At 43.8% G+C, this 21,225-nt stretch carries 19 protein-coding genes; 10 read left to right on the top strand and 9 right to left on the bottom strand.

Translation table 11 applies throughout. From position 1 onward, the window contains the following. Positions 1–63: 63 nt before the first annotated feature. On the bottom strand, positions 64–975 hold the full coding sequence (rdgC, locus tag SHAL_RS15815; protein WP_012278135.1) for a recombination-associated protein RdgC: 912 nt from the start codon (positions 973–975) through the stop codon (positions 64–66). A gap of 288 nt (positions 976–1,263) precedes the next feature. Here rdgC and SHAL_RS15810 point away from each other — a divergent pair, with 288 nt between their 5' ends. The 4 genes from SHAL_RS15810 (at position 1,264) to SHAL_RS15795 (ending at position 5,679) form a co-directional block, all read left to right on the top strand. After that, positions 1,264–2,214, top strand: coding sequence for a porin (locus tag SHAL_RS15810; RefSeq protein ID WP_012278134.1), 951 nt, complete (start codon positions 1,264–1,266; stop codon positions 2,212–2,214). 227 nt (positions 2,215–2,441) lie between these two features. Then, the gene (phoB, locus tag SHAL_RS15805; RefSeq protein WP_012278133.1) at positions 2,442–3,131 is read left to right on the top strand and encodes a phosphate regulon transcriptional regulator PhoB; all 690 of its coding nucleotides are present in this window, start codon (positions 2,442–2,444) and stop codon (positions 3,129–3,131) included. Positions 3,132–3,205: 74 nt separating this feature from the next. Beyond that, positions 3,206–4,516, top strand: coding sequence for a phosphate regulon sensor histidine kinase PhoR (gene phoR / locus SHAL_RS15800; protein ID WP_012278132.1), 1,311 nt, complete (start codon positions 3,206–3,208; stop codon positions 4,514–4,516). A gap of 191 nt (positions 4,517–4,707) precedes the next feature. Beyond that, a complete protein-coding gene (locus tag SHAL_RS15795) occupies positions 4,708–5,679 on the top strand; it encodes a PstS family phosphate ABC transporter substrate-binding protein (protein WP_012278131.1) in 972 nt (323 codons plus the stop codon). A gap of 517 nt (positions 5,680–6,196) precedes the next feature. Here the strand turns inward: SHAL_RS15795 and SHAL_RS15790 are convergent. Next, a complete protein-coding gene (locus SHAL_RS15790) occupies positions 6,197–7,063 on the bottom strand; it encodes a collagenase (protein WP_041416489.1) in 867 nt (288 codons plus the stop codon). A 141-nt stretch (positions 7,064–7,204) separates the two neighbouring features. Between SHAL_RS15790 and SHAL_RS15785 the strand changes: the two genes are divergently transcribed. Beyond that, positions 7,205–8,986: a M1 family metallopeptidase gene (locus SHAL_RS15785; RefSeq protein ID WP_012278129.1), complete on the top strand. Its 1,782-nt coding sequence runs from the start codon at positions 7,205–7,207 to the stop codon at positions 8,984–8,986. Positions 8,987–9,099: 113 nt separating this feature from the next. After that, a complete protein-coding gene (locus SHAL_RS23585; RefSeq protein WP_263053407.1) occupies positions 9,100–9,231 on the top strand; it encodes a hypothetical protein in 132 nt (43 codons plus the stop codon). A 1,336-nt stretch (positions 9,232–10,567) separates the two neighbouring features. Here SHAL_RS23585 and pyrI read toward each other — a convergent pair. The 4 genes from pyrI to SHAL_RS15765 form a co-directional block, all read right to left on the bottom strand. Continuing rightward, positions 10,568–11,026 carry an aspartate carbamoyltransferase regulatory subunit gene (gene pyrI, locus SHAL_RS15780; RefSeq protein ID WP_012278127.1) on the bottom strand — a complete coding sequence of 153 codons (459 nt, stop codon included), beginning with the start codon at positions 11,024–11,026 and terminating at the stop codon, positions 10,568–10,570. Further along, complete coding sequence (gene pyrB / locus SHAL_RS15775) at positions 11,026–11,958, bottom strand: aspartate carbamoyltransferase (RefSeq protein WP_012278126.1); 933 nt, start codon at positions 11,956–11,958, stop codon at positions 11,026–11,028. The genes pyrI and pyrB overlap by 1 nt, the downstream gene beginning before the upstream one ends. Before the next feature lie 436 nt (positions 11,959–12,394). After that, complete coding sequence (locus SHAL_RS15770; RefSeq protein WP_012278125.1) at positions 12,395–12,877, bottom strand: glutathione peroxidase; 483 nt, start codon at positions 12,875–12,877, stop codon at positions 12,395–12,397. Between the two features lie 169 nt (positions 12,878–13,046). Further along, positions 13,047–14,126, bottom strand: a complete 1,080-nt coding sequence (locus tag SHAL_RS15765; protein ID WP_012278124.1) for a DUF4382 domain-containing protein — start codon at positions 14,124–14,126, stop codon at positions 13,047–13,049. Positions 14,127–14,544: 418 nt separating this feature from the next. On the opposite strand from SHAL_RS15765, the gene SHAL_RS15760 reads away from it, so the two are divergent. Beyond that, complete coding sequence (locus SHAL_RS15760) at positions 14,545–15,084, top strand: YfaZ family outer membrane protein (protein WP_012278123.1); 540 nt, start codon at positions 14,545–14,547, stop codon at positions 15,082–15,084. Positions 15,085–15,228: 144 nt separating this feature from the next. Here the strand turns inward: SHAL_RS15760 and SHAL_RS15755 are convergent, their stop codons facing one another. After that, entirely contained in the window at positions 15,229–16,578 is a 1,350-nt protein-coding gene (locus SHAL_RS15755) for an RsmB/NOP family class I SAM-dependent RNA methyltransferase (RefSeq protein ID WP_012278122.1), read from the bottom strand. 126 nt (positions 16,579–16,704) lie between these two features. Beyond that, a complete protein-coding gene (locus SHAL_RS15750) occupies positions 16,705–17,382 on the bottom strand; it encodes a DUF2461 domain-containing protein (protein ID WP_012278121.1) in 678 nt (225 codons plus the stop codon). Between the two features lie 165 nt (positions 17,383–17,547). On the opposite strand from SHAL_RS15750, the gene SHAL_RS15745 reads away from it, so the two are divergent. Both SHAL_RS15745 and SHAL_RS15740 read left to right on the top strand, forming a co-directional pair. Next, positions 17,548–18,003 carry a YaiI/YqxD family protein gene (locus tag SHAL_RS15745; protein WP_012278120.1) on the top strand — a complete coding sequence of 152 codons (456 nt, stop codon included), beginning with the start codon at positions 17,548–17,550 and terminating at the stop codon, positions 18,001–18,003. 281 nt (positions 18,004–18,284) lie between these two features. Next, positions 18,285–18,491 (top strand): AbrB/MazE/SpoVT family DNA-binding domain-containing protein, encoded by a 207-nt coding sequence (locus SHAL_RS15740; protein ID WP_012278119.1) that lies wholly within the window; start codon positions 18,285–18,287, stop codon positions 18,489–18,491. 135 nt (positions 18,492–18,626) lie between these two features. Here SHAL_RS15740 and SHAL_RS15735 read toward each other — a convergent pair whose 3' ends face one another. Further along, complete coding sequence (locus tag SHAL_RS15735; protein ID WP_012278118.1) at positions 18,627–18,953, bottom strand: putative quinol monooxygenase; 327 nt, start codon at positions 18,951–18,953, stop codon at positions 18,627–18,629. 498 nt (positions 18,954–19,451) lie between these two features. Here SHAL_RS15735 and gad point away from each other — a divergent pair, with 498 nt between their 5' ends. Continuing rightward, positions 19,452–20,846, top strand: a complete 1,395-nt coding sequence (gene gad / locus SHAL_RS15730) for a glutamate decarboxylase (RefSeq protein WP_012278117.1) — start codon at positions 19,452–19,454, stop codon at positions 20,844–20,846. Positions 20,847–21,225 lie beyond the last annotated feature (379 nt).

Genomic DNA, 21,225 nt, shown 5'->3' with positions numbered 1-21,225 from the left:
TTATAAATAGTGGTCATAAAAAAGGCGCCAAATGGCGCCTTTTGTGTCTCAATCTAATTTGGATTAGATACTGTCTTCTAGGCCGCCAAGGGCGTCAACTACGGCATTGATAAGCGCAATAAGCTCGCTGCTCATTAATGCAAAGTCAGCATCGAGTCTTGCCATCGGGTCATCGTTACCTAAATCATCATTATCTGCTCTAAACTCTTCAGAGAACTTAAGACGTTTAATCGCTGCATCTGACTGTAACACGAAGGCAATTGATTGACCAAAATGCAGTGCTAGCTTATGCACTTGCTTACCGACTTCAATATGAGCCAGTACTTCATTTTCGCTTAAGTCTTGTTGCTTAAAGCGAACGATACCGCCTTCGTCTGAATCACTCTTAAGCTCAGCTTCATCTTGCATTTCAAAGGCTGGTGGTGTTTTGCCTTCTTTTAGCCATTCAGTCAGCTGAGTCTCAATCGGCGTTTTAAAGCTTATTGGAATAATCGGTAGTGTGCCAATCGCTTTACGTAGCAAAGCCATAAGTTCTTCAGACTTTGCTGCACTTGAGCTGTCAACGAGAATCATTTGAATTTCAGGTAAAATCAATGCACGAATTTGACTCCGACGCGAAAAAGCGCGTGGCAATAAGGTCGTGGTGATCTCATCTTTCAGTGCATCTTTTTCTTTCTTAGTGAGCTTACGGTTTTCTTCAGCCTCAAGATGTCCCACTTTTTCTTCAAGTGCTTCTTTGATCACTTGAGACGGTAAAATCTTTTCTTCTTTAGTCGCGCAGATTAGGTGTCTGTCACCAGCGGTATGGATCAAGGTTTCACCATGCTTACCCATCGCCTTAGAGAATCCAAATTTGCTGATGTCTTGGCTTGAGCAAGGAGAGAAGGTGAAGTCTTCCAGTGATTTTTCTAGTGAATCAGGGTCAACAGAGAAAGGCTTGTTAAAGCGGTATACAGTTAGATTTTTAAACCACATAGATAAGTGCTCAATCAATATTAAAGGCGCAGTGTAAGGCATTGTTCGGTTCGGGTAAACCGCTTCGCTGTTATCGATAATCATCACTATGTGACATTTCATTAAAGTGTCACATTTCTTACGTTTTCGCTCAAAGCCGCGCTAGCTCTGGGGTAGCGAATATCTGTTGCCGAAGATTTAATAAGTCAGACTTTATTCACTCTTTGCTGAAATAAAAATGCAACAAATCATCTTCATTATGGCACTCGTCCAAACCAATAACTAAGGCGAATAACGTCAAAGGATTAAATGATGAACGTTTTTTGTAAAACTCTACTAGCTTCAGCTATTGCAACTGCAACACTTTCTTCTGCTTACGCTGCTGACCCACTAACGGTCTATGGCAAGCTAAATGTGACAGCTCAGTCAAATGATGTTAATGATGAATCAACGACAACGATTCAATCTAATGCTTCTCGTTTTGGTGTTAAAGGCGCTTTCGAATTAAGTCGCTCTCTAGAGGCGTTTTACACGATTGAATATGAAGTGGATACCGGTGATGACGTAAAAGAAAACTTCAAGGCGCGTAACCAATTTGTTGGCCTTAAAGGTAACTTTGGTGCGTTCTCTGTTGGTCGTAACGACACTATGCTGAAAGTAGCTCAAGGTAAAGTCGATCAGTTCAACGATCTATCAGGTGACTTGAAGAACCTGTTTAAAGGTGAGAACCGTATTGAGCAAACTGCAACGTATGTGACACCGTCGTTTAGCGGTTTTAAAGTGGGGGTGACCTATGCAGCCGAAGGGGCGGGTTCACAGTATGGACAAGACGGCTTCAGTGTCGCAGCTATATATGGCGACGCAAAACTTAAGCAATCACCACTCTATGCCTCTGTTGCCTATGACGCAGATGTGAAAGGCTACGAAGTCGTTCGTGCAACCGTTCAGGGTAAAATTGCTGGTCTTAAGTTAGGTGGTATGTATCAGCAGCAGGAAGAGACTTATGACAAAGATGGTTCGCCTACGATTGGCGGCGAAAGTAAGACGGGTTACCTAGTCAGCGCTGCATACCAAATTGATGCGGTTGTATTAAAAGCTCAGTTCCAAGATATGGAAGATAAAGGTGATTCATGGTCCGTTGGTGGTGACTACAAACTGGGGAAGCCAACTAAGCTATTCGCTTTCTATACCAATCGCTCATTCGACAATGTCGACAATGATGATAGCTACTTCGGTGTTGGTCTAGAGCATAAGTTCTAAATCAACCACAGTTGTGAAAAGGGGCCTAGGGCCCTTTTTTACTTTAATGCTAAAACATGACGTTGGCTTTATTTAAAGGTTCTAAGCCGCTATATAAAGATAAGCTAAAGATAATATTTATGACCCAAATGCACATGAATATGGCAAAATATCTTAGTGTTTAATATTACTGTCATAAAAGTGACCAATAATAGCCAACGTAGACATTCACTGATAGAAGATCGAATATGACTGCAAGGATTTTGATAGTTGAAGACGAGTTAGCCATCCGCGAGATGTTAACTTTTGTTTTAGAACAACACGGCTTTACCACAGCAGCTGCAGAGGACTATGACTCGGCATTAGCGATGTTAACGGAGCCATACCCTGATCTTGTCTTGCTTGATTGGATGTTCCCAGGTGGTAATGGCATCCAGTTAGCCAAGCGTCTGCGCCAAGATGAATTCACACGTCATATTCCAATTATCATGTTGACGGCACGTGGTGAGGAGGAAGATAAGGTTAGAGGGCTAGAGGTTGGCGCCGATGACTTTATGACCAAACCATTTTCACCCAAAGAGTTGGTCGCTCGCATTAAGGCTGTAATGCGTCGTAGTGCGCCTACATGCTTAGAGGAGATCATCGATGTGCAAGGGTTGCAACTAGACCCTGTCAGTCATCGTGTGACCGTCAATGATCAAGTACTCGATATGGGGCCAACGGAGTTTAGATTATTACACTTCTTTATGACTCATCAAGAGCGTGTTTATAGCCGTGAGCAACTTCTCGATAATGTGTGGGGAACCAATGTTTATGTTGAAGACCGCACTGTCGACGTACACATTCGACGCTTACGAAAGGCGGTGACCCCTTCGGGGCATGATCGCCTTATCCAAACCGTCCGTGGTGCAGGTTATCGTTTCTCTACCAAGCTTTAGTTTAATAGGCACAAGGTTACTTTTTACGTTATCTTGTGCCAAGTTCTCCCATATGGTCGTTATATTGGTTAAATATGTTTGATTCATATTCAGGGTACCGCTTAATTTCACGGCTGGTGATCTATCTAACCTTATGTTTACTGGTTGGATTGCTATTTGGTGAAGTGCTTTTGTTCCTATTGTTAGGTTCGCTTTGCCTGTTGCTATGGCACTATCGCCAACTTTCTCGTTTAAATTTTTGGTTATGGCATGATCGCCGTCTTACCCCTCCAAACGGTAGTGGCAGTTGGGAAGGGGTGTTCAATGGTATCTATCGTTTACAGGGGAAAAATCGTAAACGGGTGTCACAGCTGGCTTTTTTGCTCGGGCGTTTTAGGCAAGGCGCCGAAGCGTTGCCCGATGCTGCAGTTGTATTAGACTCTGATAATAATATTTTATGGTGTAACAAGCTGGCGCAGCTGCTGCTTGGATTTGTATGGCCGCAAGACAATGGCCAACGGATCGATAACCTCATCCGCCACCCAGACTTTTCGGCTTACCTGAAAAACAAAGACTACCATGAGCCCCTAGAGTTAGCCTCGCCGCAATCGGATAGGCATATTCTTGAGATCCGTATCATGGCTTATGGCTCTGGGCAGCAATTACTGATTGCTCGAGACATTACTCGTGTACGCCAACTAGAGGGGATGCGAAAAGAGTTTGTTGCTAACGTATCACATGAGCTTAAGACCCCATTGACGGTATTGCAGGGCTATTTAGAGATGATGCAGTCGATGGCCGAGCCTGAGTCCCCCAATGTGCGAGCCATGGATCAGATGCTGCAACAAACTACCCGTATGCGCTCTATGGTTGAGCAGCTGCTGGCTCTATCAAGAATCGAAGATGCCAGTGATGTGGACCTTGAAGTCAAAGTCAGTATGTCTCAAATGATGGATATTCTACGTGATGAAGCCTTGGCGCTAGCACAAGAACAATACGAAGTGAGCTTTTACTGTGAGCCAGGACTGGACCTGTATGGCAATGAGTTACTGGTACGCAGTGCCTGCTCCAACCTTATCTCAAATGCGATTCGTTACACTGAGCCCGGCGGTAACATAGAGGTCAGTTGGCGAAAAGTTGCCATAGGTGGCCTATTTAGCGTGAAAGATAACGGTGAAGGCGTTGCCCCGCAGCATATTGGCCGCTTAACTGAGCGCTTCTATCGGGTCGATAGTGCTCGTTCAAGACAAAGTGGTGGTACAGGTCTGGGGCTGGCTATAGCCAAGCATGCACTGAGTCACCACCAGAGTGAGCTCAGTATCATGAGTCAGCTAGGTAAGGGCAGTACCTTCAGCTTTGTTATCCCAGCCAATTTGGTCGAGTTTACCAAGCAAGAGTTGGCTTAATCTCCTCCGCACACTTTAACTTTTTGCATAGGGTTGTCATGAAGAACGGGCTTAGGCCTGTTTTTTAGTAATAAATAGCGATTAAAACTGTTTGTCATCTAAGTGTCACTTATGAGTAATAGACTTGTCATCAATGGAGTCAATACTGACAGCGTTTTAAAAACGAAGATAGATAAACACTGGAGCAAAGAATGAAACTGAAACAACTTGTTGGCGCGGTAAGTTTTACTGCAGCGACTGTATTTTCTACAGCATCAATGGCTGAAATTGACCAGTCTTTACCCACTTACGAAAAGACAAGCGGCGTGTCAGGTAATTTATCTTCCGTTGGCTCAGATACATTAGCGAACATGATGACGCTTTGGGCTGAAGATTTTAAACAACTCTATCCAAACGTTAATATCCAAATTCAAGCTGCAGGGTCTTCTACTGCGCCACCGGCATTGACTGAAGGAACTTCTCAATTCGGTCCTATGAGCCGTAAGATGAAGCCGAATGAAGTTGAGGCATTTGAAAAGCATTATGGCTATCAGCCAACACCTATCCGCGTCGCAATTGACGCGCTCGCAGTATTTGTCCATAAAGATAACCCGATTGAAGGCATGAGCATCGAGCAGATCGACGGCATCTTCTCTTCTACAGATAAGTGCGGTGGCGGCGATGTGACACGCTGGGGACAAGTTGGCCTTGAGGGCAGCTGGACTGCGAGAGATATACAACTTTATGGCCGTAACTCTGTATCAGGTACTTACGGTTACTTTAAAAAGAAAGCACTGTGTAAAGGTGATTTCAAAGCAAACGTAAACGAGCAGCCAGGCTCAGCCTCTGTCGTACAGGCAGTCTCTCAATCACTTAATTCGATTGGTTACTCTGGCATTGGTTATAAGACTGCTGGCGTTAAAGCGGTTGCGATTTCTAAGAAAGGAACTAACTATATACCTGCAACGGCAGACAATGCGGCAACGGGTAAGTATCCACTATCTCGTTACCTCTACGTTTATGTGAATAAACACCCAAACAAAGCTCTATCGCCAATGGATCGAGAGTTCATTCGCTACGTGCTTTCTAAGCAAGGTCAGCAAATTGTAGAAAAAGACGGTTATGTTGCACTGCCACGCAGTGTTATCGCTAAAGACTTAGCTAAAGTGGGGATCCGTCTTTAGTCACTAATTAACCTCGATGATACAAGTGAACATTAATGAAAAGGCCTCTATTGAGGCTTTTTTGTTTTCGTGATTTAGTCGGGACGCAACATAGGTAGTAATTATCAATGACCACAGCCGCACACTTATTAGCGTTTATCATAGCTCATAGCGATGGTTTATCTGGTTTGCATAACAAAGGGGAAACGGCGAAAAAAGAATAAAAAAAAGCGACCAAAATGAGGTCGCTAAGGTTCCAATTCGGAATCCTGGGACAGTGGCGCTAGACACTACCTAAAGGGAATGATGATGAACGATGAAAGTAGACCGACCCATTTCGAAAAACACATCGATAGTAATTCTGTTCATATAATCAGAGTCGTCATGTCGCTTAAAGTTCAAAATTAAATTTAAAAAAATGAATTAATCTTGATGACATTCTCTAACGGTTTCCCTTTATCAGGTTTTAAACCTGAAAATAGGCTACGAGTTTTCAGCCTACTCACTACTCACTACTCACTACAGAGTCTAAGCATTATTACAGAGTCTTAAGCCAGATTTGAAATTCATCATCCATGCTATTGCCCCACTGCTTAATCAAAGCCTGATATCTTGGGTAATCGCCTTTACGGGTAAAGCTGAGCATCTCATCGACCTTGTCTTTATGGTTTTCAATCATAAAGCGTACCGCTAAATAACCCCAACGATAAACCCTGTCGGTTCCGCCATTTTGCTCATAGCTGGTATTGAATATGTCGCTTAGCTCAAGGTTTTTTTCGCCAATTAAGGCAAACGCCTTAGGGTTGTTCTCACCCAGAGAGATATACTCCGCGACACCTTCGCTCCACCAAACCGTGTGTGGGTAAAGCGGCGCAGGTTTAGGGCAATACTCTGGGCCACTGTGCGAGTCGTGTAGCGAGAGGCAAAAATCACCGTAGAGGTTAAAGCGCCCATCGAGGTAATGCACGTACTCATGGGCTAGGTTCCACACTTGGCCTTTTTTCTCATAGGCAACAAACTCGGCTTGGTTGTCGCTCTTCCAAGGTAAGCCCTCTAAATACATGCCACCGTTATCACTAGGCACGTCAAAATGGTTAGTCACATGGGCCACGTAGTCCTCCCTTGAGTGATAGACATTGGCGCGCATGCTGTGGTTGTTATCATCGGCAACGGGTTTGTTTAGTGTGCCAAAGAGCTGATGGAAATTCGCTTCCTGTCTTACTAACAACTCGCAAGCAGAGCTGATCTGTTCTTTAGTTAAGGCTTGTGAGCGAATGATGATGGTATCGCTACAGGCATGGTTTTGGTTTAACACGCTCTCTAGGCTAGCGGTCTCTCCTGCTTGAACAGCTGTAGGAAGTAGTGACATAAAAGCAAGGGCTGGTAAGGCATGTTTATTTTTCATTGAGGCTTTCTCTGATTTATAGTTTTGCATACAATATTCACAAGTGTTTCATTTCGCTCTATTGAAGTCAAATGGGGCTTTTATTCATATCGAATAGCGTTAGAATACAATTGATTAACCAGCCACATAAAAGGATATGCCGTGTCAAAGCAATGGGATAATAATCACGATTACCACTCGTTCGCCAATACCGATGAGGTGAGAGTTAAGCACCTTTCGCTATCCCTCAATGTTGATTTTGAGGCTAAACAGTTAGCAGGACTGGTGGAGTTACAGCTGGAGTTTATCGATAAGCAGAGCCGAGCGTTGTGGTTAGATTGTCGAGACTTAACGATTGAAAGCGTTGAGTCTAATGCTCAGCAGCCACTAGCCTTTAGCCTAGATAAGCAAGATGAGATCTTGGGGCAGCGTTTAAACATTCAATTAGATCCCAGTGTTTCGAGTGTACTTATCCGTTATCGCACATCGCCTCAGGCGCAGGGGCTACAGTGGCTGACGCCCCAGCAGACAAGTGGTAAGAAACAGCCCTTTCTCTTTAGCCAGTCGCAACCTATTAATGCTCGCAGCTGGATCCCACTGCAAGATACGCCTAAGGCTAGAATTACCTTTGATGCGGTGATCAATGTGCCAAAAGGCATGCGAGCGGTGATGAGTGCGATGAATGACGCTAAGGCGCCATTAACGGGCCAGTTTAGCTTTGCAATGGAAAAAGCGATGCCGACTCACCTCTTGGCGATCGCCGTTGGTGACTTAGCCTTTGGCGAACTCGGCGCGCGAACGGGAGTCTACGCCGAGCCTGAGGTTATTGATGCGGCAGTGGCCGAATTTGAAGACACTGAGAGCATGGTCGAGGTGGCCGAGTCGCTACTCGGGCCATACCCTTGGGGGCGCTATGACATGATAGTGTTACCGCCAAGCTTCCCATTTGGTGGTATGGAAAACCCGCGCCTCGCCTTTATGACCCCGACCTTGATTGCGGGTGATAAGAGCCTAGTATCGACGGTGGCTCATGAGTTGGCGCATTCTTGGACGGGGAATCTTGTGAGTAATGCTACGTGGCGAGACCTTTGGTTAAATGAAGGCTTTACCACTTATTTTACTAACCGTATTGTGGAGGCGGTCTACGGTAAAGAGCTGGCAGAGCTTGAAGTGGTGCTTGAAAATGGTCGTCTGCAAGAGGCGATATCAACAACAGCTATAGAAGCACAGACGTTGCCTGCAAATATGCAACAGCAAGATCCTAATGAAGCCTTTAACCGATTTACCTACGATAAAGCCTCGATGTTTGTTCATGATCTTGAAAAGCGTCTTGGCCGCACGGCGTTTGATGCGTTTTTATATGAATATGTGCAAGCTTTTGCCTTCGAAGCGATCACCACAGAAACCTTCGTTGATTATGCTAAGCAAACATTGCTACAAACTTATGCAGATAAAATCAGTGAAGCTGAGATGATGGAATGGATTTATGGTGAGGGGATGCCAAGTTGGTTTATCGAGCCAAAATCAACCAGCTTAGATAAGGTGACAATGGCGTTACGGGCATTCGATGATGGCGCCTCGGCCGAGAGTTTATTAACCGATTGCTGGCGTGTTCACCACTGGCAATACTTCTTAACGAACTTACCTCAAGCGCTTTCCCATGAACAGCTAGCAGATTTAGATATCACCTTTGGTTTTACTCATTCAACCAATGCTGAGATAGCCTGCGATTGGTTTAGGGTGGCGATTCGTAATCGTTACCCCAAGGTATTAGCGGCGGTTAGCGACTACCTAGTAAAAATAGGTCGAGGCAAGTTTGTTAAACCTCTCTATGGTGAACTGCTTAAGGCTGGGTTTAAGCAGGAGGTTAAGCAGATCTACGCCTTAGCCCGTGAAGGTTATCATCCATCGATTGTGGTGATGCTAGATCAGCAGTTGCTGTAGCCGAACCTAGATGAATGAAATTGGGGTAAAAAAAATGGCAACCTAATCAGGTTGCCATAAAAGTGTCAGTTTGAAAGTGAACTCTTTAATGCGCTAGCGAAAGAGTTAACTCTATGGCAAACCTAATAGGAATGCCTAAGGGAATGATGATGAACAATGAAACTAAGATTAAGCCAATATGTTTAGCCTTAGCAGGCAAGTATATTCACTTAAAGAGAATCGGTTCATATAGTCAGAGTCGATAAATTCTAATTAGTTCCCATCAGATGAAAAAACTTTGATTTTATTTTTTATATCTCTAAATGGTTAGTTGGTATTGTCGATAACTTTGACGTATCGACTGTTTGATATAACCCGCGAATATGCTCTTATCTCGTTGATTTTAATCCCTGCAATAAACGACAGACAAAAAAAAGGCAACCTAATAGGTTGCCGTAATAATCTATTTCGAAATAAGTCTTCATGCGCTAGCTAAACACTTATTTTGATGGCAAACCCAAAAGGGGAGATGCCAAAGAGAATGATGATGAACAATGAAACTAAGATTAAGCCAATATGTTTAGCCTTAGCAGGCAAGTATATTCACTTAAAGAGAATCGGTTCATATAGTCAGAGTCGATAAATTCTAATTAGTTCCCATCAGATGAAAAAACTTTGATTTTATTTTTTATATCTCTAAATGGTTAGTTGGTATTGTCGATAACTTTGACGTATCGACTGTTTGATATAACCCGCGAATATGCTCTTATCTCGTTGATTTTAATCCCTGCAATAAACGACAGACAAAAAAAAGGCAACCTAATAGGTTGCCGTAATAATCTATTTCGAAATAAGTCTTCATGCGCTAGCTAAACACTTATTTTGATGGCAAACCCAAAAGGGGAGGTGCCAAAGAGAATGATGATGAACAATGAAACTAAGATTAAGCCAATATATTAAGTTGTTAACACTGATATATTCACTTAAAGAGAATCGGTTCATATAGTCAGAGTCTGGGATTTGAGATTAGTTCCACTGTCATCAACTTTTTTATCTCTTTCCTGTTTATGGCCCCATTTTGGGCTGTGACTAAGAGGGCTTAAATACTGGGTATAAATGGTTGGAACACTAGTCACTTACTTACAGTGGCTGGCTTTATTTCTATCTCTAGTTTCAACACTAAGTTCAAGGAACTGCTTAAGCTAACGCCAAAGCAATATCTAAGTAATCATATGGATGTGAGAAATAGCATTACAACATCTAGTATTGTGGAGGCTCAGGTTTAGAAGCGATGACTCACCACAATGTTGATCGCACGATTAACGTTTCGTATATCCGTCAGAGGCCATAGTCGTTCAGCAGGCCATGACGATATTGCTGAAAATATAGTCATGGGGCACAACTTCACTACTGTTTCTAAATCAGATGACTTGGCGCTGACCTTGCACAAGGGCTCTAATACCAATCAGTATAAGGGGGATTCAAGTTATTTGGGTTAAATAAACAAAAGGCCATTATATTGAAATAATGGCCTTAATAGGAAATGAAGCTCGCTGTTGCTCATGGCTTCAGTATCACAAAGCGTCGAGGCTATTAGTTGTATTAGTGCAACTCTTTAAATGATGTTGCAGTAAATGACTTTTCACAGTAGTGACATTTGAGCTTCACACCTGCTTGCTCCTGCTTGATATTAAAACGGCTATCGACAGGCTCATTATGACTGATACAGTTGCTGTTAGGGCAGAGCAATACTCCCGCAATCTGCTCGGGTAATGCAAGCTTAAACTTGTTCACCACTTCGAAGTTTTCGATCAGATTAATGGTTGCGTTAGGCGCGAATAGGGCTAATTGATTCGCCTGCTGTTGACTAAAGACTGTATTCTCTATCTTGATCAAGTCTTTATTCTCACCAGCATAAGTTGGCAGATTCAACCCTATGGTGATGCGTTTATTCCCTTCAGAGAGTGCAAAGAATCGCAAGATCTTGATGCCTTGTCCAGATGAAATATGATCGATCACTGTACCGTGCTCGATAGCTTCAACTTTAAGTTGTTTTTTCATCACTTATCTCCAAATTCATTAGTCAAGACTAAGGCGAGCAGGGCTTGGCGAGCGTATACGCCATTTTTAGCCTGCTGAAAATAATACGCATAAGGCGTGCTATCCACATCGGTGGTGATTTCATCGATTCTTGGCAGAGGATGCAAGACCTTAAGGTTTTCTTTAACCCCCTCGAGCATATTGGCATTCAAGATGAAGCTAGATTTCAAGTGTTGATATTCGGTTTCATCGAAACGCTCTTTCTGCACCCGCGTCATATACAGAATATCGAGGTTAGGCAAGACCCCATCTAAATGATCATGCAGGGTATATTTACACCCTTTAGCCTTAAGCTCATCGATTATATAATCGGGCATAGATAGCGCCGCTGGGGCGATAAAATGAAACTCACAATCAAACAGGGACAAGGCCTGAGTCAATGAGTGTACTGTGCGACCATATTTTAGGTCGCCAACAAAGGCAACTTGTAGCTTTTCAAGAGTGCCTTGAGTTTCATAGATACTGAACAGGTCGAGTAGGGTCTGAGTTGGATGCTGATTCGAGCCATCACCTCCATTGATAACGGGGGCAGATGAAAATTCACTCGCAAGACGCGCCGCGCCCTCTTGATTGTGGCGCATAAAGAACGCATCACAATAGGAGGAGATCACCTGCACCGAATCGGCCAAGGTTTCCCCTTTTTTTCCTAATGAGGTATTGCCGCTATCAGGGAAGCCAATAACGCTTCCGCCTAACCTTTGTACTGCGGTCTCGAAAGACAGACGAGTTCGCGTCGACGCCTCAAAAAAGCAGCTTGCAACCACTTTATTTTTCAGTAAGTCGGGACGAGGATTTTGTTTTAGGTCGTTTGCGGTAGAAACGATAAGTTCCAGTTCAGAACGAGATAGGTCAGAGATCGATATTATATGTTTGTTATAAATGGGGTTACTCATACTTCCAGTATCCTTTTCCGATGGTGAAATCGGAGTGGTATTGTACTCGTTTCCCTTCGATGAGTATAGAGATATATCGCTAGAGTCAAAAATATTTATTCTGTTAATTCAATGTCTTTTAAGAGGTGTTTCATTTAATTCGCAAACCTATTAAATGCACTGGAACGTCGATATTCGATGGTTGTAATATATTGGCTTTTATCCGTTAACATTTGCTGGGATTTCGCAGAGTATAGATAAAAAAAGGGCAATCCAAAGGATTGCCTGATTGATCTACATTGAGATCAAGGGGGGCTGCGCTAGAAGCCCCAGGGAGAATGATGAACATAAAACTCAATGCTCAAAAAGTTAGAGGCGAGTAATTCGATAAAGTTCAAAAAATAACCTGTTTTTTTGTTTTTTTTATAGAGTAATTTTAAGTCGTTAATTTAATAGATTAAAGCAGCTTTAATATTTCAGCTTCAATCGCCATGGGGTTTGTTGTTGGTGCAAAGCGTTGCGTGACTAGCCCCTTTTTGTTGACTAGAAACTTAGTAAAGTTCCATTTGATCCGCTCAGAACCCAGCAAACCCTTAGCGGAATGTTTTAAGTAGACATAAAGCGGTGCGGTGTTAGCACCATTGACCTCTATTTTTTCAAATAGAGGAAAGGTCACACCAAAGTTCAACTGACAAAAAGTGCTAATGGTTTGGTTATCGCCTTTTTCTTGCGCGCCAAACTGGTTGCAGGGAAAACCGAGTACCACAAAATCTTGTGTTTGATGCTTCTGATATAGAGCTTCGAGTTCCCTATATTGGGGGGTAAAGCCACACTCACTAGCTGTATTGACGATTAAGATGACCTGGTCTTTAAAGTCCGCCAGTGAAACCGTTTGCCCCTGAATATCCTTCACTGAAAAATCATAAATTGAAGCTGTCATTATTTCCCCCTCGTTGCGTTAGGGATACTCTAGCGTGATTTTATCGGCTTGTGCAGTGAATTTACTGAAGAATGTGGCTTACAGGAGAAGTGCTATTGAGCGAATACAAAGCTGAAAAGAAAGGGGCGATATTCGCCCCTTTTATAACGATTGCAGCTGTAATTTTGAGTTAAGGAGTTACTGGCTCAAATGCCTCAGGAAAATTACGTATTGTTGTTTCACCAAGGGTCACAATTACATCTTGCTCGTCTGAGTCGATGAAGAATGGTGCACTGCCATCTTCAGGTTCACGAACGTTAGACTCTTCAGGATCATCATTTTGAGCTAAGCAGGTGTAGCCAAGGCTATAGGTGTCGGCTACGATAAAACCAAATTCGTACTCATAACCAGTGACATTTTCACTGTTATCAAGGATAGGATTTACTCTCGCAGACGTGATTGGAGCAACCTGCGTCAAGACATTTGGACCCGTTCTAAAGTCTGCCATCTGATCAAGCGCCGTCTCGCTAGGGTAAAGGTAAACTGCAGGGCTAAACTCAGAGCCTCCAGCCTCAGCTTCACAGCTAACCATAGTTTCTTGGCTAATTTGGCCTTTAATTGCACCGACTTCCGAGGCATTAACAAGTTGCACTGAGGTCGGTTTTAGTGTCCAGTAATCTTTGTTTCCGTGTGGCGCTTGTAAGCCTTTTGCGAGGTTGAACTCGGCAACAAAGCTGTTATTACCCGCAGCAATAGTAAATGACTTATTAAAGAATAGGCGGCCAGTATTTTCTTCATCGGCACCCACACCACCACAAGAGCCGTTACTGTTGGTGACTAAGCCTTCAATATCACCGCCTACAAAATCACCATTTTCATCTTCAGTTGCGCCACTTAATACATAAGAGCTTTTATCGCTAGAGATGGTGTTGTTTTCCATGTAAATACACATCTGGTATTCACCCACGGGCACAGATTGGCCGCTGACCAATGTTTCCACGTCTTGCCCTTGAAAGCTTAATAGGTCGACATGTTGTAAACCGTCATCACCAGTCGAAACATCGAATGAGAAGGCGCCTTCACTGTTCTTTAAGACAACTTGCTTAAAAGCCACGTTGACGATGTTAGCGTCAGCTGGGTTGTCTGAAACTCCAAGGCTAAACAGAGCTTGTTCTGGCTCATTAGAGTCACTGTCTGAACCACCGCAACCAGATAGCATCAAGCCTGTGGCGATAGCGATTGTGAGTGAAGTTAATTTTAACTGTTTCATCTGTGCTCCAAAGCAGTTTTCTTTTGATAATGTAGTATAGTTGCTGCCCACCATTTTTGCGGAGTTTGAATCGAACAAAACTCGCTTCAACTCTAGGGTAGGCAAGACTTTGAGGACTAATGCTCGATAAAGTCAGGCTTAAATTACCACATAGAAAATAAGATATTTGTTTTTTTTTACGCTTAAGACTCAAGTCGTGTTAAAGCTAGCGATAACATAAAGATTTAACAGGTAAAATTAATACTTCTTCTCTGCGTTGCAATTTGATACACCTACAATGATGAGGTTGTTTTTGTTGTATTGGGGTTTTTCAGTTGTCGGTGTTTATTTAAATGCACTGTTTGAGATCAGGTTTATATAAAAAAGCGTCAGGGCTTTGTGTATGCTTGCCGAAAGCTTATAAGTTTCGGAATTATCAATGACAGTTAAAACTATAATGGCAACGCTTGTATTGAGCGCCTTGTCTATCAATGCTCATGCGACAGATTTTACATTTGGCCTCAATGACGACACCTTGTCGACTGAGTTACAATTTGATCTCAATAAAGATGTTAATGGCTCTGTTGAGTATATCTATGCCGATAAAGGTGGGCAGATGTTATCTGGTGCGCTGCATATTGCTCATGATGCGGGAGCTCACCACTTTGAGCTGGGGGCTAAGTTTTCTCAGGTGTGGTCAAAGAAGAGCCAAAACGGTAACTTCGTCGGAATTGGCGGTCGTTATGCGATGCACTTAGGTTCTAATGTTTCTATCCATGGTTCAGGCTACTATTCGCCATCGGTGCTGTCGTTTGGCGATATTGACGGCTCTTGGCAGTTAGATGGTCGAGTGCAGTATAACTTGAACCCTGCGTTAGCCCTGTTTGTAGGCTACCGTGATATTCGTTTGCAGTATGACAATGCATCAAATACCAGCTTAGATTCTGGCTTATACCTAGGTGCTAAAGCCTCATTCTAAGGTGCATTCGGCCTATTGATACTGGTATTTTGATGTGGTCGAAAGAGCAAAATAAGCTGATAAGCATATAGATAGGCGAGAATATATTGCCAAAAAAAAACGCCATACGATGTATGGCGTTTTTTTATCATTAATGTATCGCAACTAGTGCTTTTTCATCTTAGCGACGAACATGCCATCGGTATCGGCCTCGTGAGGCCAGATGGAGAGCATCTGTGTTTGCTCCCCGGTAAACGGATGCGTCAGTGTTTGTAGCTCAAACTCTGTATTTGCCGCTAAGAAGGCGTTCACTACCTGCTCATTTTCGATAGGAGAGAGTGAGCAAGTGGCGTAAACCAGCTGACCCTGCGACTTAACCGCGTTGGCGCTGCGAGTCAGAATATCCAATTGCAGAGCATGTTTGTCAGTCACAACGCTTTGATCATCTAGCCAGCGCATATCGGGGTTACGTCGCCAGGTGCCGGTGCAGCTACAAGGTGCATCGACTAACACTCCATCAAAAGCGTTAGCGTTAACGGGTAACGCTTCACTCTTCCATGGCGCCGTCGTGATCCCATTAAAGCCTGCACGTTTGGCGCGTTTAGTTAGCTCCTCTAACGGCTTACGGCGAATATCTGAGGATACTATCGAGCCTTGTGCCGATGAACCTTGCCTTAGCATTAAAGAGCGTAGTTGTAGTGTTTTACCACCCGCGCCGCTGCAGGTATCCCACCACTTTTCATCCGCTTTTGGCGCACAAATTTGCCCAATAACCTGCGAACCGAGATCTTGGATCTCCAGCTCGCCACGTTGATAGGCTGTAATCGCATTGAAGTTGACGCTCTTATGCCCAAGGCTCACTGCATCATCAAAGTACTCGTTGGCAACGGCGGTGATTTCATCGTTAGCGAGGGACGCAATAAGTTGTTGCTGGGTTATTGTTTGTGCACGACCCCAGATTGGAGGGCGTGAGCACATGGCTTCGATTATCGCCTGCTTATCGCTGTTATCGACTTCGGCAAGCAGCCAAAACCACTCAGGTAATAACTCCGTATCGCAGAAGCTTATATTGGCAAACTGCTGGTTTAAATACGCACAGCGATCACTCACACTGACTAAGGCTTGCGTGGCAGGGCTTAGGTTAAACTCAGGAGACTGGTTGGCAAACTCTCGCCACGCATCACTAAATTGAGGCCATTTATGGGCTTCAAGTTCAGCTACTAGGCTCAAGCAGGCAAACCAGCTCGTGTCTTGTTGCTCACTGGTATGGATCTTTTTCAGCCAGCCCCACCAACGAAATAGCGCAAACAGACTCTCGCGAATGACGCGTCTATCTTTAGAACCGTGCTTTTTATGGGTTCTGAAGTACTCACCGACGATGCGGTCAGCTGGTAGCTTTTCATTCATTACACTGACAAACAGCTGATATATGGTATTGCTATAGCTTAATGCTCGTTTTTGCGCAGGAGTCTCTGCTTGAAAAGCGTCTTGTGGAGATGATGAAGGTTCTACCATTAAAATGTGCCTGAACTTGCCTAAATTGGCTGGAAATAAAAACTGGCGCAATTGTAACAGAGATTACAGTGGAGTGTAGAGGCGCTTGCAAGAAACGCCTCGCTCTGTTGTTGCTAGGAAGGGAGGCTAAAAATCTAAGTCTAACGCAAAGCAGAGATAGCTCATCAGCTGCTGGCAGGCGGCAAACTCTTGGGCGCATATATCGACAAACTCAGGTGCACACACCTGCTCGATGCTCAACGACTTAATTGCGATAAAGTCTTTGCGCTTAAGCTCCTCTAGCATTGGGTGGCTGTTGTCATAGCCTTTAGGTGGGCGAATAAGCTTGCTGCCTTGCATCTCAAAACCCTGACTCGTTAACTCACGCAGTGCTTTTTTGTAGCCGTTGGGGTTTTCATCGATACAACTGCGAATAGCATTGAGGGCTTTAGATTCTGGATGCCAAATCCCAGCACCCAAAAAGCAGCCATCGTTGGCTAGGTGAAGATACAGGCCAGGCGCATGCACATCTTTGCCCTGAAAGTGGCGAAACTGAATGCCGACATTGGTCTTATAGGGGGTCTTATCTTTACTAAAGCGGCTGTCACGTTGAGGACGCATCATGCTGCCGCCGACCTTTTTAGGGACTGCAGTCAAACGGGGAGACAGCGCAAGGATCTGTGGCTGCATCGCTTCGATGAACTTAAGTGCAGGGGTACGCACCTTGTCTTCATATGTTTGTTGATTAGCCTTAAACCATTCTCTGTCGTTGTTGACTGAAAGCTGGTTTAAAAAGTCAAAACACGCAGGAGAAAACACACTCATAGAAGTAACATCCTAGCTTTGAAAAGAAAATAAGAATAGAGCATATCTTAGTGGTACAGCTTGATCTACTTTAGCCGTGTACGCCGCTAAGATTAATACAAAATAGCTGTTATAATCAGCGCTCGTTTTTATGGCGCAAATCTAACAGCGCAAAGAGGAGCATAAATGAAGGTTTGGGTTGACGCCGATGCATGTCCGGGTGTGATTAAAGAGATTTTATTTAGAGTAGCAGACCGGGCTAAAGTCGAAGTGACGCTGGTGGCGAATCATTGGATGCGCATACCGCCATCCCCTTTTATTAACTTGAAAACAGTCTCTTCAGGTTTTGATGTGGCCGATGATGAAATCGTTAAGCTACTCAGTGCCGGTGACTTAGTGATTACGGCGGATATTCCGCTGGCTTCAGAGGTGATCGATAAAGGTGGTGTCGCCCTCAACCCTCGCGGGGAGCTCTATACCGAGCAGAACATTAAATCGATTCTCAATATGCGCGACTTTATGGACACCATGCGCGCCAGTGGCGTACAAACTGGGGGACCTGCAGCAATCGGTGCCAGCGAAAAGCAAGCCTTTGGTAATCAGTTAGACCGGTTTATTACCAAGCATCATAAGCCTAGTTAAGGCCTTATTTCCCCCTAGTTCATGCTCGACTTATCGTGTCTTAAAATAGATCTAATCCTAAAATTGGCTGAATAGAAAAGGAGAGCAAATGCTCTCCTTTTTTGTATGAAGTTGAGTCTGCTGCAACGAATTATTCGTTATCGGCTTTACCTGTCCATTTTAAGGAGACTGTGACCCTGCCTGATAAATGGATTGTTCAACTATAATGTTAGCTGTACTGTGGTGTTATAGTGCGATAGACAAAATATCATTTGCTCAATTGATTTAGGTAGGTAGGGATTATGGCTGAACTTAAAATACAGGTGGTTGGTGAAGGCTTAGGTTTAACATTACCAAAGGAGGTCGTCGAGCAGTTACACATTCAGGCGGGGGATAGTATTCGTCTAGATAAACTGCCTCATGGAGGTTACCGCTTAGCTAACCTTGATGACAAACTCTCGGAGCAGATGGAGCTGATCGAGGGCTATATGCATGAAGAGGATGCATAAGCCCTAACATAAGGAAGCTATTTGAAAATAAGACGACTCTCTATTCTCTCTTTTCTACTCTCAATTCTCTATCTTGTTACTAGCGAGCGAGGCATGGGTCTGACTTAAGCTTCTTCTCGCTTAAGCTATACTCACTTAACCGATTAGGGTCATCTCATTGAGAGTAAAGGCTTCAACTATTCCCTCGGTCGCCGCGACATAGTCCTTTAGATGCGGTGCATTCATATGAGCTTGCCAAAGCGTTCTTGAAGCCCAGTTCTCATAAAAGGTGAAGTGAGCCGGATTATCATTATCTTGGTGCAGATCATACTGCAGGCAACCCTCTTCCTCCCGGGTTATTGCAATCAACTTTATTAGCTCGGCTTTTACCTGTTCTACTTTGTCTGTATGCGCTGTGATATTTGCCACTATGCTTAACTGAGAGGTTAATTGAGCCGTTGATTGAGTATTTAGCTTAGTCATACGTATTCTCGATTCGACGCTGTTTGAATAAGATTTATAGTAGAAGGTTATGCGGCTCTTAGTAACAGGGTAATGGTTGATTTATTATCAAAATAAATTTGAAAATTGTTCGGTGAGGACTGATAACGTCACAAGCCAATTGGAATACTGCTATTAACTTGTTTTAGCGGGGGGCAATCGAATCTCAATGGTATGAGTCTGATTTTAAGTAGCTGTTAATGAGTGATAACTTAGCTTTTTAGTCAGGTTATTGAACAGGTTTTAAGGTTGTTTTAAGGTTGCTGTAATGGGGTGAAATGCTGCCGATGGTTATTTCACTGTTATTTTTGGCTGCACATTTGGTCTTTGTTGGTTTTTTTGTGTGGATTATAGATTGTTTTTACAGATTTATTTTAATTTGAGTATTGCAGGGAGTCTTACTATCTTCTATGTTGTTTACATCAGCTGACCATCGCCAGCTAGTAGGAAATTTTATTTAATTCATTGGAGTAAAATATAATGCCTCTTCACTCAAAAGATACTGTGCGAGACGACCTCTTAGATGATATCTACTCATCGACAGATTTAGCTTTATCTATGCCTAAATATAAGATGCCGGAGCAGGAAAATAATTCTCGCCACGCATATCAAATCGTACACGACGAGCTGATGATGGACGGAAACTCCCGTCAAAATCTTGCGACATTTTGCCAAACCTGGGTTGAGGATGAAGTTCATCAATTGATGGACGAATGTATCGATAAGAATATGATCGATAAGGATGAATACCCTCAAACCGCAGAGCTTGAAGCCCGCTGTGTGCATATGCTTGCCGATCTATGGAACTCGCCGGATGCAGAAAACACATTAGGTTGCTCTACGACAGGCTCTAGTGAGGCTGCGATGTTAGGCGGTATGGCTCTTAAGTGGGCTTGGCGCAAGAAAATGAAAGCGCTGGGTAAACCTACTGATAAACCCAATATGATTTGTGGACCGGTGCAGGTTTGCTGGCATAAATTCGCGCGTTATTGGGACATAGAGTTACGTGAGATCCCGATGGAAGGCGATCGTTTAATCATGAATGCTGAAGAAGTGATTAAGCGATGTGACGAAAATACCATAGGCGTAGTGCCAACATTAGGCGTTACCTTTACCTGCCAGTACGAGCCTGTAAAGGCTGTACATGATGCGCTCGATCAGCTGCAAAAAGATACCGGATTGGATATTCCAATGCATGTTGATGCCGCAAGCGGTGGCTTTTTAGCGCCATTTTGCCAACCAGATCTAGAATGGGACTTCAAACTACCACGCGTTAAGTCGATTAATGCGTCAGGACATAAATTTGGCTTGAGTCCACTCGGTGTAGGTTGGGTTATTTGGCGCGATGCTTCAGTTTTAGATGAAGACCTCATTTTTAACGTGAACTACTTAGGCGGTAATATGCCGACCTTTGCATTGAACTTCTCTCGCCCTGGTGGGCAGATTGTCGCGCAGTATTATAATTTCTTACGTTTAGGTAAGGAAGGCTATCGTAAGATCCATCAGGCTTGCTACGACACGGCGCAATACCTGTCGAGCGAGATTGAAAAATTAGGCATGTTCGAGATTATCTATGATGGCCATGGCGGGATCCCTGCGATGAGTTGGTCCTTAAAAGAGGGCGTTGATCCTGGGTTCAACCTGTTTGATCTCTCGGATCGTATCCGCTCTCGAGGTTGGCAGATTGCAGCCTATGCAATGCCGCCTAAAAGAGAGGACTTAGTCATTATGCGTATTTTGGTTCGCCATGGCTTTAGCCGAGATCAGGCAGACCTCCTAGTGGCAGATTTGAAGCATTGTGTCGACTTCTTTGCCTCCCATCCGATTTCACACGGCAGTGATGCCAAAGAGTCATCCGGTTTCAATCATGGTTAACTAGTCGAGAGGTCGTCTGCAAAGACGGCCTTTTTCTATCCAGTTTAATACCAATCGGTATAAAGGTGTGCTCGCTCAGCGTGAGTTTAGTGCTTTTGAGGCAAAGCCATTAATTGCTCTTCGGTAACAGCTCCTGCGTTACTCTACTTCCTATATCCATATAGTCGTGCATTAATGGCATTCACAATATCCATGCTGCTCGCAACGAGTGAAGAGCATAGTAGAGCTAGGTCTAAGCTTGTTATACGCGAAAACTCGCCTTTTAGGAGTGCTTTTGGCTGGTGACTTCTGCGTTGGATAGCTTCGCAAGGGAATAACCATTCCATCATCCACTCGTCTTGAATTAGTTTGCCAAAAACACTCTGAGTCGCTCAGCTTC

This window comes from Shewanella halifaxensis HAW-EB4 (assembly GCF_000019185.1).
In the GTDB taxonomy this organism is placed as follows: domain Bacteria; phylum Pseudomonadota; class Gammaproteobacteria; order Enterobacterales; family Shewanellaceae; genus Shewanella; species Shewanella halifaxensis.
The sequence above is the reverse complement of the archived record's forward strand: the minus strand, read 5'-3'. Positions and strand labels throughout refer to the sequence as shown.

Bases quoted from the DNA above. Each gene is read 5' to 3' on its own strand.
- rdgC (WP_012278135.1), bottom strand. From the start codon at position 975: ATGTGGTTTAAAAATCTAACTGTATACCGCTTTAACAAGCCTTTCTCT.
- SHAL_RS15810 (WP_012278134.1), top strand. From the start codon at position 1,264: ATGATGAACGTTTTTTGTAAAACTCTACTAGCTTCAGCTATTGCAACT.
- phoB (WP_012278133.1), top strand. From the start codon at position 2,442: ATGACTGCAAGGATTTTGATAGTTGAAGACGAGTTAGCCATCCGCGAG.
- phoR (WP_012278132.1), top strand. From the start codon at position 3,206: ATGTTTGATTCATATTCAGGGTACCGCTTAATTTCACGGCTGGTGATC.
- SHAL_RS15795 (WP_012278131.1), top strand. From the start codon at position 4,708: ATGAAACTGAAACAACTTGTTGGCGCGGTAAGTTTTACTGCAGCGACT.
- SHAL_RS15790 (WP_041416489.1), bottom strand. From the start codon at position 7,063: ATGAAAAATAAACATGCCTTACCAGCCCTTGCTTTTATGTCACTACTT.
- SHAL_RS23585 (WP_263053407.1), top strand. From the start codon at position 9,100: ATGGCAAACCTAATAGGAATGCCTAAGGGAATGATGATGAACAATGAA.
- pyrI (WP_012278127.1), bottom strand. From the start codon at position 11,026: ATGAAAAAACAACTTAAAGTTGAAGCTATCGAGCACGGTACAGTGATC.
- pyrB (WP_012278126.1), bottom strand. From the start codon at position 11,958: ATGAGTAACCCCATTTATAACAAACATATAATATCGATCTCTGACCTA.
- SHAL_RS15770 (WP_012278125.1), bottom strand. From the start codon at position 12,877: ATGACAGCTTCAATTTATGATTTTTCAGTGAAGGATATTCAGGGGCAA.
- SHAL_RS15765 (WP_012278124.1), bottom strand. From the start codon at position 14,126: ATGAAACAGTTAAAATTAACTTCACTCACAATCGCTATCGCCACAGGC.
- SHAL_RS15760 (WP_012278123.1), top strand. From the start codon at position 14,545: ATGACAGTTAAAACTATAATGGCAACGCTTGTATTGAGCGCCTTGTCT.
- SHAL_RS15755 (WP_012278122.1), bottom strand. From the start codon at position 16,578: ATGGTAGAACCTTCATCATCTCCACAAGACGCTTTTCAAGCAGAGACT.
- SHAL_RS15750 (WP_012278121.1), bottom strand. From the start codon at position 17,382: ATGAGTGTGTTTTCTCCTGCGTGTTTTGACTTTTTAAACCAGCTTTCA.
- SHAL_RS15745 (WP_012278120.1), top strand. From the start codon at position 17,548: ATGAAGGTTTGGGTTGACGCCGATGCATGTCCGGGTGTGATTAAAGAG.
- SHAL_RS15740 (WP_012278119.1), top strand. From the start codon at position 18,285: ATGGCTGAACTTAAAATACAGGTGGTTGGTGAAGGCTTAGGTTTAACA.
- SHAL_RS15735 (WP_012278118.1), bottom strand. From the start codon at position 18,953: ATGACTAAGCTAAATACTCAATCAACGGCTCAATTAACCTCTCAGTTA.
- gad (WP_012278117.1), top strand. From the start codon at position 19,452: ATGCCTCTTCACTCAAAAGATACTGTGCGAGACGACCTCTTAGATGAT.